We start from the raw sequence: 14,214 nt of genomic DNA, 5'->3' as shown, positions 1-14,214 counted from the left end.
CGCCGACGACGACTGGCCCTAGACCGCGGCGCCGGGCGCCGGCGCCCCGGCCCCCCCTCCGGCCGCCGCCGCGGCACCCCCCGCGGCGGCGGACGCCGACGACTGGCCCGAGACCACGCCGCCCGGCTCGGCGCCGTCCCGCCCGGCGCCCGCCCCGGCCGGTCCCCGGTCCGGCGCGCGGGTCGCCACCGGCGAGCCCGACATCCCGCTGCCGCCCGAGCCGACCGACGACGAGGACTGGCCGCACCCGGCCCAGCCCGCCGCCGCGCGCGCCGCGGCGGCCCGAATGGCGGAGCCGCGCCCGCCGGCGGCGCCGCCGCGGGCCGCCGCCGAGTCCGCGCCCGCCCCGCGCGGCGGGGAGCCGACCCCGGTGGTGTCCGCGAACCCGCCCGCCGACCAGGCAGCCGGGGACGCCGGCGAGGGCGGGCTGGGCACCGGCGACGTCCGCCGGGTGTGGCCCGAGCTGCTCGCCGTCGTCAAGCGGCACAAGCGCACCACCGAGGCGCTGCTCAAGAACGCGCAGGTGCACGAGCTGCGCAACGGCGTGCTCACGCTGTCGACGTCGTCGCCGGCGCTGGCCCGCCGGATCGGCGACGACCTCAACAAGGACGTGCTGCGCGAGGCGCTCAACGAGCTGCTCGGCGTGCGCTGGAAGGTCGAGGCGGTCGTCGAGGGCGCGACCCGCGGCTCCGGCCCGGCCGGCCCGTCCCCGGAGGCCGCGCGCGAGGCAGCCCGGGCGGCGGAGGCGGCCGAGGCGCGCGAGCTCATGGCGCAGCGGGCGGCCGAGGGCGACGACCCCGCCGCCGACCGCGTGCCCTCCGTCGACCCGGAGCAGGCCGCGCTCGCGCTGCTGCGCGCCCAGCTGGGCGCCCAGCCGCTGGAGGGCTGACCCCGCCGGTCCCGGCCCTCGTCCCCCCGGATGTCGGACCGGCGGCCTACCCTCGGGTCATGTTCCCCGGTGGTGGCCAGCCCGACCTGTCGGCGATCCTGCAGCAGGCCCAGCAGATGCAGCAGGCGCTGGCCGCCGCGCAGGAACAGCTGGCGAACGAGGAGGTCACCGGGTCGGCCGGCGGCGGCCTGGTCACGGCCACGATGAGCGGCGACGGCGAGCTGCGGTCGGTCACCATCGCGCCGTCGGCCGTCGACCCCGACGACGTGGAGACCCTGCAGGACCTCGTCGTCGCCGCCGTCCGCGACGCCTCGCGCCTGGCGAGCGAGCTCACCGCCGACCGCATGGGCCCGCTGGCCGGCGGTCTCGGCGGCGGCTTCCCCGGGCTGCCCGGCGCCTGACCGGCCCGTCCGCACCACTCTTCCCCTAGGAGCACCGTGTACGAGGGGGCCGTCCAGGACCTCATCGACGAGCTCGGCCGCCTGCCCGGCGTCGGGCCCAAGAGCGCGCAGCGCATCGCCTTCCACCTGCTGGCCGCCGAGTCCGCCGACGTCGGCCGGCTGGTCGCCGCGCTGCAGCGCGTGCAGGCCGAGGTCCGCTTCTGCGTGACCTGCTACAACGTGGCCGAGGGCGAGCAGTGCCGGATCTGCAAGGACCCGCGCCGCTCCGACGACGTCATCTGCGTCGTCGAGGAGCCCAAGGACGTCGTCGCCATCGAGCGCACGCGCGAGTTCCGCGGCCGCTACCACGTCCTCGGCGGCGCGATCAGCCCGATCGAGGGCGTCGGCCCCGACGACCTGCGGGTCAAGGAGCTCATGACCCGGCTCATGGACGGCAGCGTCACCGAACTGATCATCGCCACCGACCCCAACCTCGAGGGCGAGGCCACCGCCGCCTACCTGGCCCGGCTGGTCGGCCCGCTGGGCCTCACCGTCTCGCGCCTGGCCAGCGGGCTCCCGGTCGGGGGCGACCTCGAGTACGCCGACGAGATCACCCTGGGCCGCGCGTTCGAGGGCCGCCGCCGCATCGACGCCTAGCACCTGCGCCCCCGACGGTCACAGGCGCCGTCCGGCCAGGTCACAGGATGGTGTCGATGGGGGCCGACGGCTCGGGAAGCGCTCCCCGGGAGACCTAGGGTCCGACGCACGTCCGTGCGGTTCTTCCACCGCACGGCCGCCCAGCGTCGAACTCATCCGGCCCCGCGGGGTCGAGAAGGCAGGTCTTCCGCGATGCAGCGTCGACCACAGCGTGCGCTGGCCGCCTCGGCGGCCGTGCTCACCGCAGTGACCCTGGCCGCCTGTGCCTCCAGTGACCGGGACTCCGGATCCGGCGGGGAGGGCGGCGAGGCCCAGTCCGGCGGCACCCTCGTCTTCGGGGCGGCCGGCGACCCGGCCATGCTCGACCCGGCCTTCGGCAGTGACGGCGAGACCTTCCGCGTCTCCCGGCAGATCTTCGAGGGCCTCCTGGGCAACGAGCTCGGCGGCACCGACCCGGTGCCCGAGCTCGCCGAGGACTGGGAGGTCAGCGAGGACGGCCTCGAGTACACGTTCAACCTGCGCCAGGGCGTGAAGTTCCACGACGACACGGACTTCAACGCCGAGGCGGTCTGCTTCAACTTCGACCGCTGGTACAACTTCGAGGGCCTGGCGCAGAGCCCCAGCGCCTCGTACTACTACCAGGCGGTCTTCGGCGGCTTCGCCAGCACGCCGGACACCCCGAGCATCTACGAGAGCTGCGAGGCGACCGACGAGAACACCGCGGTCATCCGGTTGACCCAGGTCACCTCGAAGTTCCCCTCCGCGCTCGCCCTCCCGGCGTTCTCCATCCAGAGCCCCACGGCCCTGCAGCAGTACGACGCCGACAACCTCTCCGGCAGCGAGGACGCGCTCACCTACTCCGAGTACGCCCTCGCGCACCCGGTCGGCACCGGCCCGTTCCGGTTCGAGAGCTGGGACCGCGGCAACGGCGAGGTGACCATCGTCCGGAACGAGGACTACTGGGGCGACGCGGCCCTGCTGGACGAGATCATCTTCCGGACGATCCCGGACGGGAACACCCGCCGGCAGGAGCTGCAGGCCGGCTCCATCGACGGCTACGACTTCGTCGCGCCGGCCGACTACCAGTCCCTCGAGGACGAGGGCTTCCAGGTTCTCGTGCGCGACCCGTTCAACATCCTCTACCTGGGGATCAACGGCGGGAACGTGCCCGACAGCGGCGCCAACCCCGCCCTGCAGGACATCCGGGTGCGCCAGGCCATCGCCCACGCCATCGACCGCGAGACGATCGTCAACTCGCTGCTCCCCGAGGGGGCGGAGCAGGCGGTCGAGTTCATGCCGCCGACGGTCGACGGCTGGACCGAGGACGTCACCACCTACGACTACGACCCCGACCGCGCCCGGCAGCTGCTCACCGAGGCCGGCCAGCTCGGCACCACGCTGCGGTTCTACTACCCGACCGACGTCAGCCGGCCCTACCTCCCGGACCCGGCCGCGCTGTTCCAGGTCATCAACCAGAACCTGATCGACGCCGGCTTCACGGTCGAGCCGACGGCGCTGCCGTGGAACCCGGACTACCTCAACGCGGTGCAGGCCGGCCAGGCGGACGTCCACCTGCTCGGCTGGACCGGTGACTACAACGACGCCTACAACTTCATCGGCACGTTCTTCGCCGAGCAGTCGAACAACCAGGCGTCGGCGGAGTTCGGGGCCTTCAGCGCGCCGGAGATCTTCCAGGCGCTGGCCCAGGCCGACCAGGAGCCCGACGAGAGCCGCCGCACCGAGCTCTACCAGGAGGCCAACCGGCTGATCATGGACTACCTGCCGGGTGTCCCGATCTCGCACTCCCCGCCGGCCCTCGTGGTCGCCGAGAACGTGCAGGGCCTGGAGCCGAGCCCGCTGACCGCCGAGGTCTTCTCGACGGTGTCGCTCAGCGACTGACCCGAAGTGCCGGCCGCGCCGGGGCAGGTGGATCCTGTCCCCGGCGCGGCCGGCGCCGTCACTGCCCCGGAGAGGTGACCCGAGCGCGTGCTCCGCTTCGTCGTCCGGCGGCTCCTGCAGCTGATCCCGATCCTGCTGGGGCTGTCGGTCCTGCTCTTCGCCTGGCTGCGGGCGCTGCCCGGAGGGCCGGCCCAGGCCGCCCTCGGTGAGCGCGCCACCCCCGAGGCGATCGCCCGCTACAACGAGCTGTTCGGGCTCGACCAGCCGCTCTACGTGCAGTACCTGCGCTTCCTCGGCCGCGCCGTGCAGCTGGACTTCGGCAACTCCGCGCGCACCGGGCGCCCGGTCACCGAGGAGTTCCTCGAGCGGATGCCCGGGACCATCGAGCTGACCGTGTTCGCGATGGTGTTCGCGATCGGCGTCGGCATCCCGCTGGGGTACCTGGCCGCCCGCCGGCACGGCAGCTGGCTGGACTCGACGTCGGTCGTCGGCTCGCTCCTCGGGGTCGCCATCCCGGTCTTCTTCCTCGCCTACCTGCTGCGCCTGCTGTTCGCCGTCGAGCTGGGCTGGCTGCCCGGCTCCGGACGCCAGGAGGTGCGCATCGACGCCACCCGGGTCACCAACTTCTACGTGCTCGACGGGTTGCTCACCCGCGAGTGGGACGCCGCCTGGGACGCCTTCGAGCACCTGATCCTGCCCGGGATCGCGCTCGGCACGATCCCGCTGGCCATCATCGTGCGGATCACCCGGGCCTCGGTCCTGGACGTGGTGAACGAGGACTACGTGCGGACGGCGAACGCGAAGGGCCTGGCGACGGCGACCGTCCGCCGCCGGCACGTCCTGCGCAACGCGCTCCTGCCCGTGTCGACGACGATCGGCCTGCAGACCGGCCTGCTGCTGTCGGGGGCGGTGCTCACCGAGACCGTGTTCGCGTTCGGCGGGGTGGGGTCGGCCATCTACGACGCGATCTTCCAGCGGGACTACGCGCTGCTGCAGGGCTTCGTCCTCATGCTGGCCATCATGTACGTGCTGGTGAACCTGCTGGTCGACATCTCCTACGGGCTGCTCGACCCCCGGGTCAGGGTCTCGTGAACCAGGGAGAGGGCCGATGACCGCGGTGGGGGACGTCCGCCGGCGGCGGATCGACGAGCTGGCCGCCCGGGCCGGCCAGGTGCCCGAGGGCGAGGGCGGCGTCTCGCTCACCCGCAGCGCGTTCCGCCGGCTGCGGCGCAACCCGGTGGCGATCCTCGGCGCGGTCATCGTCGTGGTGTTCCTGCTGGTCGCGGCGTTCGCACCGCTGCTGGCCCCGCGGGACCCGCTGGCGCAGACGCTCCTGTCGGAGATCCGTCCCGGCTACATCCCGGGCGCCCAGGCGGGCTTCCCCCTCGGCGTCGACGAACTCGGCCGCGACCTGCTGTCGCGGCTGATCGTCGGCTCCCGCCAGTCGCTGCTCATCGGGGTGGTGTCGACGCTGCTCGGCGTCGTCGTCGGCATGTCCCTCGGCGTCCTCGCCGGCGCGTTCGGCGGCTGGGTCGACACCGTCATCATGCGGTTCGTCGACATCGTCCTGTCCATCCCGAGCCTGCTGATGGCGATCAGCATCTCGGTGCTCCTGGGGCAGAACCAGTGGTCGCTGATGATCGCGATCGCGGTGACCCAGGTCCCGGTCTTCGCCCGGCTGCTGCGCGGGTCGATGCTGAGCCAGCGGAACAGCGACTACGTCCTCGCCGCCCAGGCCCTGGGCATCCGGCGCGGCCGGATCGTGTTCGGCCACGTCCTGCCCAACTCGCTGTCGCCGGTGATCGTCCAGACGACGCTGTCGCTGGCGACCGCGATCATCGAGGCCGCGGCCCTGTCCTTCCTCGGCCTGGGCGACCCCGACCTGGCCCGGCCGGAGTGGGGGGCCATGCTGTCCAACGCGCAGGACTTCCTGTCCGTCCGGCCGGAGCTGGCGATCTACCCGGCCGTGTGCATCATCGTCGTCGCGCTCGGCTTCACCCTGCTCGGCGAGTCGCTGCGCGAGGCGCTCGACCCGAAGTTCCGGAGGTGAGCCCGCTGACCATCGAGGAGCTGCCGCCCAGGTCCGTCGACCGCACCGGTCTGCCCGTGCTCGAGGTCGAGGACCTCACCGTCACGTTCACGCGGCGCGGCGAGCAGCCGACGCGGGCCGTCGACGGCGTCAGCTTCAGCGTGGCGCCGGGCGAGACGATCGGGCTGGTCGGCGAGTCCGGCTGCGGCAAGTCGGTGACGTCCCTCGCGGTCATGGGCCTGCTGCCGCGCCGCGGCGTGGAGGTCGGCGGGTCGGTCCGGCTCGACGGCGCGGAGCTGGTCGGCGCCCCCGAGCGGGAGCTGCGGGACCGGCGCGGCGCGGACATGGCCATGGTGTTCCAGGACCCGCTGTCCTCCCTGAACCCGACGGTGCCCATCGGGACCCAGGTGACCGAGGTCCTCCTCCAGCACCGTGAGCTGTCGAAGAAGGACGCCGTCGACGAGGCCACCCGCCTGCTCGACCGCGTCGGCATCCCCGATCCCCGGCGCCGGCTCAAGGAGTACCCGCACCAGCTCTCCGGCGGCATGCGGCAGCGGGCGCTGATCGCGATGGCGCTGGCCTGCGCGCCCCGGCTGCTCATCGCCGACGAGCCCACGACCGCGCTCGACGTGACGATCCAGGCGCAGATCCTCGAGCTGCTGCGCGAGCTCGTCGTCGACTCGGGGACGGCGCTGGTGATGATCACCCACGACCTCGGCGTCGTCGCGGGGCTCTGCGACCGGGTGCACGTCATGTACGCCGGCCGGATCATCGAGTCGGCCGACCGGCACGAGCTGTTCGCCCGGCCCCGCCAGCCCTACACGGGGGGCCTGCTGGCCTCCGTCCCGCGGCTGGACGGCGCCCGCGGCACGCCGCTGCACCCCATCCGCGGCTCCGCGCGGGACGCCATCCCCTGGGCCGAGGGCTGCGCGTTCGCACCGCGGTGCGACAACGCCCAGGACGACTGCCTCACCGAGGTCGCGGGCAGCACGGTGCCGCTGGAGTACGACGGACCCGGCCGCGAGCTGCGCTGCCGGCACCCCCTCGAGTACCCCGTGGCCCCGGCCGGGGCCACCGCGTCCGGAGCCGCCCGATGACCGCCGTGCCGTCCGCCGACCCGCTGCTGCGGGTGGAGGGCCTGCAGGTGCACTTCCCGATCAAGCGGGGGGTGCTCGTCGACCGCACCGTGGGGCACGTCCGCGCAGTGGACGGCGTCGACCTGAGCATCGGGCGCGGTACCACGTACGGGCTGGTGGGGGAGTCCGGCTGCGGCAAGTCCACGCTCGGGCGCGCCGTCCTGCGCCTGGTCGAGCCCACCGGCGGGCGGGTGGTCTTCGACGGGACCGACGTCAGCTCCCTGTCGGGGGAGCCCCTGCGGACTATGCGCCGGCGCATGCAGATGGTCTTCCAGGACCCGCTGGGCAGCCTCGACCCCCGGCAGAACGTCGAGTCGCTGCTGTCCGAGCCGCTCGCCGCCCACGGACTGGGCGGCGGCCGGCAGGGCATCGCCGAGCGGATCCGGACGCTGCTCGACGCGGTGGGCCTGCCGTCGGCCGCGCTGCGCCGCTATCCGCACGAGTTCTCCGGAGGGCAGCGCCAGCGCATCGGCATCGCCCGCGCGATCGCCCTCGAGCCGGACCTGCTCATCGCCGACGAGCCGGTCTCCGCGCTCGACGTCAGCGTCCAGGCGCAGGTCGTCAACCTGCTCGAGGAGCTGCAGGAGCGGCTGGGCCTGACCTACCTCGTCATCGCGCACGACCTCGCGGTGGTCCGGCACATCAGCGACGTCGTCGGCGTCATGTACCTGGGCGCGCTGGTCGAGCAGGCCCCTTCCGACGTCCTCTACTCCGAGCCGCTGCACCCGTACACGCGGGCGCTCATGAGCGCCGTCCCGGTGCCCGACCCGGTGGTCGAGGAGAGCCGTGAGCGGATCCTGCTGGCCGGGGACCTGCCGTCGCCGGCCAACCCGCCGAGCGGCTGCCGCTTCCACACCCGCTGTCCGTGGCGGCAGGAGACCCGGTGCGACGACGAGGTGCCCGTCCTCCGCGAGCTCGGCACGGGGCACCTGGTGGGCTGCCACTGGGCGGAGGAGATTCGCGACGGCCTGCTCGCGCCGCGCTCGCCGGAGGAGGTCGCCGCCACCCAGGGCGTCAGCGTCCGCCCGACCGGCGCGGAGAGCCCGGAGAGCGACGCCCTCGTGCAGGGTCTCGACTCGCCGATCGAGCGGCTCTAGCGCCTCAGTCCTCCACGACGACGTCGTCGCCGCGGCGCAGCGCCCGCTTCACCCGCAGCCGCAGCACTCTCGCGTAGCCGCGGACGAACTGGGTGTAGCCCGGCGTGGGCCCGTGGTAGCCGAGGAAGCCGCGCGGGCCCTCGACCATGTCGCCGGTGCGGACGTCGTAGCGGGCCTGGTGCCACGGGCAGACCAGGCAGCCGTTCTCGTCGAGGGAGCCCTCGGAGAGGTCGGCGAGCTGGTGGCGGCAGCGGCGGGACACGGCGAAGTACTCGCCGTCGCGGTTGGCCACGGCCCACTTCCCGGCCCGGCCCACCGTCCCCGGGGGCAGCCGGTCGGCGGGGATGCGGTCGGTCTCGCTCACGGGGGTCCTCCTCGGGCCGGGGCTGGGTCGACCGCCCCCTACCCGGTCGCGCCCGTCCTATCCGGCCGGGGAGCGATCACCCACCTAGGGTCGGGACCGTGCGCCGGCTGATGGGTTTCCTCGCAGTCACGACCGCGGTCCTGGTCGCCGGCGGGAGCCCGGCGCTGGCCGAGCCGCCCTTCGACGTTCCCGACGAGGTGACCGACCGCGCCGGTGTGCTCGGCTCCGGGGGCCTCGCGCAGGTGCAGCAGGCGGTCGACGAGCGGCAGGCCGAGGACGGCACGCAGGCGTTCGTCGTCTACGTGGCCAGCTTCGACGGCGTCGACCAGGGGGCGTGGGCGCAGGCCACCGCGGAGGCGTCGGGGCTCGGGTCGACCGACGTGCTGTTCGCCGTCGCCGTGGACGACCGGCGCTACGGCTACTGGGTCGACGACGCGTTCCCGCAGAGCAACGCGGAGATCGAGGACTTCCTGGCGCGGGACGTCGAGCCCGAGCTCGGCGCCGACGACTGGGCCGGCGCCGGGGTGGCCTTCGCCGAGGGCGTCGGCGACGCGGCGGGCTCCGGGACCGGCTCGGACGGCGGCTCGGGGGCCCTCACCGCCGCGGTCGTCGGTGGGGTCGCCGTCGTCGGCGGGGGCGCCTGGCTGGTGGCGCGGTCGCGGCGCCGCCGGCAGGGCGCGCAGCCGACGACGACGCGGATCGAGCGGCCCGACCCGAACGCCGGCGTGCCCACCGAGGAGCTGCAGGGCCGGGCCAGCGCCGCGCTGCTCGACCTCGACGAGGCGGTGAAGACCTCGCAGCTGGACCTGGACTTCGCCCGGCTGCAGTACGGCGAGGCCGCCGTCGCCGGGTTCACCGAGGCGCTGGGGCAGTCGCGGCAGGAGCTCACCCGCGCCTTCACGCTCCGCCAGCAGTTGGACGACGAGGTGGGCGGGCGGGACGGAGGCATGGACGAGCCGACGCGACGGCGGGTGCTGGGCGAGATCCTGCAGCTCACCGCGGCCGCCGACGCCCGGCTCGACGAGCAGGCGCAGGCCTTCGACCAGCTGCGCGACCTCGAGCGCACCGCCCCGCAGGCGCTGGAGGCGCTGGGCCCGCGGATCACCGCGCTGCACGGCCGGCTGCCGCAGGACGAGCAGCGGATGACCTGGCTGCAGCGGCGGTACGCGGCCTCCGCGCTGGCGCCGGTGGCCGACAACCTCGACCAGGCCCGGGCGCGGCTGGCCGCCGCTGAGCAGGAGGTCGCCGAGGCCCGCGCCGCGCTCGACGCCGGCCGCTCCGGCGAGGCGGTGGGCGACCTGCGGGCGGCCGAGGACGCGGTGGCCCAGGTCGGCACGCTGCTCGACGCCGTCGCCCGGCTCGAGCGCGACCTCGAGGAGGCCGCCGCCCGGCTGCCCGCCGTCCGCGCCGAGACCGAGGAGGACCTCGCCGAGGCCCGCGCCCTGGTGGCCGCGGGGGACGCCGGCGGGCTGCGGCCGCAGGTGGCCCGCGCCGAGGCGGGGCTCGCCGCCGCTGAGGAGGCCATGGGCTCCGCGGACGGCGCGCTGCCCGACCCGCTCACCGCGCTGCGCCGGCTGGAGGAGGCCGACGTCGCGCTGGAGCAGGCGCTCGCCGTCGCCCGCGACGCGCAGACCCGGGCCCGCCGGGCGGCCGCGGCGCTGGACCAGACGCTGCTGCGGGCCCGCTCGACGGTGGCCGCCGCGGCGGACTTCGTCGCCACCCGGCGCGGCGCGGTCGGCCCCGAGGCCCGCACGCGGCTGGCCGAGGCGCAGCGCCACCTCGACGCCGCCGTCGGCACCGGGCGCACCGACCCCGAGGGCGCGCTGCGGGAGGCGCAGCTGGCCGACCAGCTCGCGCAGTCGGCGCTGCAGCTGGCGCAGTCCGACGTCGCCGGCTGGTCCTCGGGCTACGGCGGGGGCTACGGCGGGGGGTACGGCGGCGGCCACGGGCCGGGCTACGCGCCCGGGTACGGCTACGGCGGCGGCCGCGGCGGCGTGGACCTCGGCAGCCTCGTGCTCGGCGGCATCCTGGCCGGCGGCTTTGGCGGCGGGCACGGCCGCGGCCACGGAGGCGGGGGCCTCGGTGGCGGGTTCGGCGGGGGCGCCGGGGGCGGGCGGCCGCGCGGCGGCAGCTTCGGCGGCTCGCGCAGCCGCGGCCGCAGCGGCGGCGGCCGCTTCTGACACGAGCCGCCCGCCGCCTGAGCCGGGCCGGGTCAGCCGGGCAGCTGGCCGTAGGTGTGCTCGGGGGTGAACCGGACGACCAGGCGCCGCTCGGTCACCATCGCCCGGCGGTAGTCGTCCCAGTCCTGGTGCTCCTCGGAGACGCCGCGGTAGTAGGCGACCAGCTCCTCCACGGTGGCGTCGTGCGGGTCGGCGGCGACCGGGGTGAGCTCCGCGGTGCCCTCGACGGCCACCCAGGACCAGAAGTCCCGGGAGGTCACGTGCAGGGTGACCCGCGGGTCGGCCCGGAGGTTGCGGGTCTTGGCCCGGTCGTCGGTCACCGAGATCCGGAACAGCCGCCGCTCCGGGTCGTAGGCGTAGCCGACGTTGGACACCTGGGGCCGCCCGTCGCGCTTGACCGTGGCGAGCACGCCCATCTGGTGCTCCGCCACGAACGCCAGGTGCCGGTCGTGCACGGTCACCGGACCCGCCCCCGGGCCTTGAGCGGCACGGGCGGCAGCGGCGGGGCGAGCTGCCGCTGGTCCTCGTCGAACCCTGCGACGACGCCGAACCGCGGGTCGCCGTCGTTCCACCGCTCGGCGTACTCGGTGATCTCCTCGCCGGACCGGCCGACGAAGTTCCACCACATGACCAGCCGCTCCTCGAACGGCTCGCCGCCGAGCAGCAGCAGCCTCGTCGCCGCCTCCGTCCGGATCCGCACCGACCGCCGGCCGGTGCCGAGGTAGACCATCGCCCCGTGCGCCAGCGGCGCGCCCTCGACGTCGGCCCCGCCCGAGGCGCCGAGCAGCGCGTGCTCGAAGTCCGGCTCCAGCGGCACCTCGACGTCGCCCCCCGCGGCCAGGTCCAGGTCGACGCCGACGATCGGGGTGTACGCGGTGCCCGGCGACACCGCGCCGCCGAAGCCGCCCATGAGCACCGTCGCGGTCAGCCCGTCGGAGGTGAACCCGGGCAGCGTCGCGTGGTGCTGGAACGCCGGCGCGGTGTCGCGGGCGGCGTCGGGCAGCGCCACCCACAGCTGGGCGCCGTGCAGGAACCGCGGGTGCGGCACCGGCGACTGCTCGGAGTGCGCGATGCCGTGCCCGGCGGTCATGAGCGCGAGCTGGCCGGGGCCGAACGTGACGTCGCTGCCGAGCGAGTCCCGGTGGTGCACCTCGCCCTGGAGCAGCCAGGACACCGTCTGCAGGCCGGTGTGCGGGTGCGGCGTCACCTGCATGCCGGAGGTCGCCGCGACGTCGTCGGGGCCGTAGTGGTCGACGAACGCCCAGGCGCCGACCATCCGGCGGCCCAGCGTCGGCAGCAGCCGCCGGACGACGGTGTTCGCGCCCAGCGGCACCTCCTTGGCGGGCAGCAGGTCGAGGGCCGGCCCGGCGGGGGTGTCGGCCAGGCCGCCGACCTCCCGCGCGCTGGGACGGGGCTCGGTGTTGCTCATGGGCGGACCTCCGGACGGCGGACGGTGGGCGGGGGACAGCAGGCAGGGGACGGCGGGCAGGGTCAGCGCGGTTCGGGCGCGGTCGGGCAGCGCAGCGCGGCCAGGTCCCAGCCGGCGCGGCGGGCGCCGGCGGCGTAGGCGCTCTCCAGGAAGTCCAGGACGGTGGCGCGCGGGTCGGCCGCCGTCCGCACGTCCTCGTAGGGCAGCAGCGCCAGGTGCGCGCCGCGGCTGTCGACCCACCGCGCCGCCGCCGGCCGCAGCGGCTCCTCGGCCAGGCCCGCGGGCTCGGGCGCGGTGTAGGTGTAGAACGCCGGCTCCGGGACCTGGTCGTCGCCGAACCAGAAGCCGGCGCTGATCACCTCGTGCGAGTACGCCTCGCGGGTGACCGGGTCGACCGCCGCCGGCTGCTCCACCCGCCGGTCGGAGAAGCGGGTGACGGCCAGGTCGAGGGTGTGCCAGAAGTGGTGCACCGGGCTGGTCTTGGCGTAGCTGCGGCCGGCGAACTCCTCGAGCACCTGGGCCACCTGGCCGAGCACCACCCAGTAGCGGGTCACCGCGGCGCGGTCGTAGGCGGCGTGGTGCTCGTCCTCGGCGAACGGTGTGCCGTCGGCCAGGTCGAACGGGACGGGCAGCTCGACGGTCGCGGGCAGGCCGAGCGCCGACAGGCTGCCGAGCAGCCGCCGGTAGAACGCCGCCACGCTCAGCCCGGGCAGCGGGAAGGACGTCCGCCGCCCGTCGGCCACGGCCACCTCCAGCCGGTGGTCGACCAGGTCGAGGTCGACGGCGAAGACCGGGTCGAAGCCCATCGGCCGGGTGGTCAGGCCGCGGCCGGTGAGGTGGAAGGGGACGTGCCACCAGTGGTTGCGCCGCGGGGCGTTGGCCAGCCGCAGCTTGCCCACGACCTGCAGGAACCGGTGGAGGGTGTCCTTGGTGTCGGCCCACTCGGCCAGCGGGATCGGCGGGAAGACGGACACGGGGGCTCCTCGATCGGCGGTCGCGGCCAGCATGCAGGCCCCGGCCGCGGCGCGGAAGCCGCCACCGGGGCCGTGCTCACCGCCCGGTGCTCACTGCCCGGTCTCGCCGCGCACGGAGCCGTGCGCGTAGGTGGCCGGGATGCTGCCGAGCCGGCCGGCCCGGTGGTCGGCGAACGCGTCGAGCAGCTCCTGCCGGGTGTTCATGACGAACGGCCCGTACATGGCGATCGGCTCGCGGATCGGCCGGCCCCCGAGGACGACGACGTCGAGCGCCGGCGTCCGCGACTCCTGCCGCTCGGCGCCGCGCACCGTCACGGTGTCCCCGGGGCCGAGGACGGCGAGCTGCCCGGTGCGCACCGGCGCCCCGTCGATGCCGACCGAGCCCGCGCCGGAGAGCACGTACACCAGCGCGTTGAACGAGGGGTCCCACGGCAAGTCCAGCGTCGCGCCGGGGGAGACGGTGGCGTGCACCATCGCCATCGGCGTGTAGGTGGAGCCCGGCCCGCGGTGCCCGGCGACGTCGCCGGCGATGACCCGCAGGAACGCGCCGGCGTCGGGGCTGGCCAGCAGCACCGACCGGTCGGCGCGCAGGTCCTGGTAGCGGGGCTGCACCCACTTCTGCGCCCGCGGCAGGTTCACCCACAGCTGCAGGCCGTGGAACAGCCCGCCGCTGACCACCAGGTGCTCCGGCGGCCGCTCGATGTGCAGCACGCCGCCGCCGGCGGTCATCCACTGCGTGTCGCCGTTGCTGATCGTGCCGCCGCCGCCGTGCGAGTCGGCGTGCTCGAACGTGCCGTCGATGATGTAGGTGACGGTCTCGAAGCCGCGGTGCGGGTGCCAGGAGGTGCCCCGGGGCTCACCGGGGGCGTACTCGACCTCGCCCATCTGGTCCATGTGCAGGAACGGGTCGAGGTCGCGCAGGTCCACCCCGGCGAAGGCGCGGCGGACCGGGAACCCCTCGCCCTCGAAGCCCGACGGCGCGGTGGTCACCGAGCGGGTGCGGCGCCGCACGGTGCCCGGCACGGGGACCGGGACGCGGGGCAGGGTGGTGGTGTCCTCGACGGTGACGGCGGGCATGGCCGGCCTCCTCAGTTGAGCTCTCAACCAGTGGCGACCGTAGCACCGGGCGGGCCCGGGTTGTTCCCGACCGGCGCCGGGTGGTGACGGGGTCCGGGCACAC

Annotated in this window: 14 protein-coding genes; 9 read left to right on the top strand and 5 right to left on the bottom strand. The window is 75.2% G+C overall.

What is annotated here, in order from left to right; all coding sequences use genetic code 11:
• Positions 1–286: 286 nt before the first annotated feature.
• The 8 genes from ACI79L_RS20075 (at position 287) to ACI79L_RS20040 (ending at position 8,087) form a co-directional block, all read left to right on the top strand.
• A complete protein-coding gene (locus tag ACI79L_RS20075) occupies positions 287–889 on the top strand; it encodes a hypothetical protein (RefSeq protein ID WP_456938478.1) in 603 nt (200 codons plus the stop codon).
• A gap of 59 nt (positions 890–948) precedes the next feature.
• On the top strand, positions 949–1,290 hold the full coding sequence (locus ACI79L_RS20070) for a YbaB/EbfC family nucleoid-associated protein (RefSeq protein ID WP_456928344.1): 342 nt from the start codon (positions 949–951) through the stop codon (positions 1,288–1,290).
• A gap of 36 nt (positions 1,291–1,326) precedes the next feature.
• Complete coding sequence (gene recR / locus ACI79L_RS20065; protein ID WP_456938477.1) at positions 1,327–1,926, top strand: recombination mediator RecR; 600 nt, start codon at positions 1,327–1,329, stop codon at positions 1,924–1,926.
• A 192-nt stretch (positions 1,927–2,118) separates the two neighbouring features.
• Complete coding sequence (locus ACI79L_RS20060) at positions 2,119–3,825, top strand: ABC transporter substrate-binding protein (RefSeq protein WP_456938476.1); 1,707 nt, start codon at positions 2,119–2,121, stop codon at positions 3,823–3,825.
• Positions 3,826–3,912: 87 nt separating this feature from the next.
• Complete coding sequence (locus ACI79L_RS20055; protein ID WP_456938475.1) at positions 3,913–4,917, top strand: ABC transporter permease; 1,005 nt, start codon at positions 3,913–3,915, stop codon at positions 4,915–4,917.
• 16 nt (positions 4,918–4,933) lie between these two features.
• Positions 4,934–5,875, top strand: a complete 942-nt coding sequence (locus ACI79L_RS20050; RefSeq protein ID WP_456928347.1) for an ABC transporter permease — start codon at positions 4,934–4,936, stop codon at positions 5,873–5,875.
• Positions 5,872–6,951 carry an ABC transporter ATP-binding protein gene (locus ACI79L_RS20045; RefSeq protein WP_456938474.1) on the top strand — a complete coding sequence of 360 codons (1,080 nt, stop codon included), beginning with the start codon at positions 5,872–5,874 and terminating at the stop codon, positions 6,949–6,951. Before ACI79L_RS20050 ends, ACI79L_RS20045 begins: the two co-directional genes overlap by 4 nt.
• Complete coding sequence (locus tag ACI79L_RS20040) at positions 6,948–8,087, top strand: ABC transporter ATP-binding protein (protein ID WP_456938473.1); 1,140 nt, start codon at positions 6,948–6,950, stop codon at positions 8,085–8,087. The genes ACI79L_RS20045 and ACI79L_RS20040 overlap by 4 nt, the downstream gene beginning before the upstream one ends.
• A 4-nt stretch (positions 8,088–8,091) precedes the next feature.
• Here ACI79L_RS20040 and ACI79L_RS20035 read toward each other — a convergent pair whose 3' ends face one another.
• On the bottom strand, positions 8,092–8,451 hold the full coding sequence (locus ACI79L_RS20035; protein ID WP_456938472.1) for a Rieske (2Fe-2S) protein: 360 nt from the start codon (positions 8,449–8,451) through the stop codon (positions 8,092–8,094).
• A gap of 110 nt (positions 8,452–8,561) precedes the next feature.
• On the opposite strand from ACI79L_RS20035, the gene ACI79L_RS20030 reads away from it, so the two are divergent.
• Positions 8,562–10,631, top strand: coding sequence for a TPM domain-containing protein (locus ACI79L_RS20030; RefSeq protein WP_456938471.1), 2,070 nt, complete (start codon positions 8,562–8,564; stop codon positions 10,629–10,631).
• Between the two features lie 32 nt (positions 10,632–10,663).
• Here the strand turns inward: ACI79L_RS20030 and ACI79L_RS20025 are convergent, their stop codons facing one another.
• The 4 genes from ACI79L_RS20025 to ACI79L_RS20010 all read right to left on the bottom strand — a co-directional run bounded on the left by ACI79L_RS20025 (position 10,664) and on the right by ACI79L_RS20010 (position 14,111).
• Positions 10,664–11,092, bottom strand: a complete 429-nt coding sequence (locus tag ACI79L_RS20025; protein WP_456938470.1) for a PPOX class F420-dependent oxidoreductase — start codon at positions 11,090–11,092, stop codon at positions 10,664–10,666.
• On the bottom strand, positions 11,089–12,060 hold the full coding sequence (locus tag ACI79L_RS20020) for a pirin family protein (RefSeq protein WP_456938469.1): 972 nt from the start codon (positions 12,058–12,060) through the stop codon (positions 11,089–11,091). Before ACI79L_RS20020 ends, ACI79L_RS20025 begins: the two co-directional genes overlap by 4 nt.
• Positions 12,061–12,122: 62 nt before the next feature.
• Positions 12,123–13,034 (bottom strand): DUF5996 family protein, encoded by a 912-nt coding sequence (locus ACI79L_RS20015; protein ID WP_456938468.1) that lies wholly within the window; start codon positions 13,032–13,034, stop codon positions 12,123–12,125.
• A gap of 90 nt (positions 13,035–13,124) precedes the next feature.
• Entirely contained in the window at positions 13,125–14,111 is a 987-nt protein-coding gene (locus ACI79L_RS20010; RefSeq protein ID WP_456938467.1) for a pirin family protein, read from the bottom strand.
• Between the last annotated feature and the right edge of the window lie 103 nt (positions 14,112–14,214).

The sequence above is a fragment of the Geodermatophilus sp. SYSU D00684 genome (genome assembly GCF_054050455.1).
Note: the sequence above shows the minus strand (reverse complement) of the source record. Positions and strands in the feature narration are given on the sequence as shown.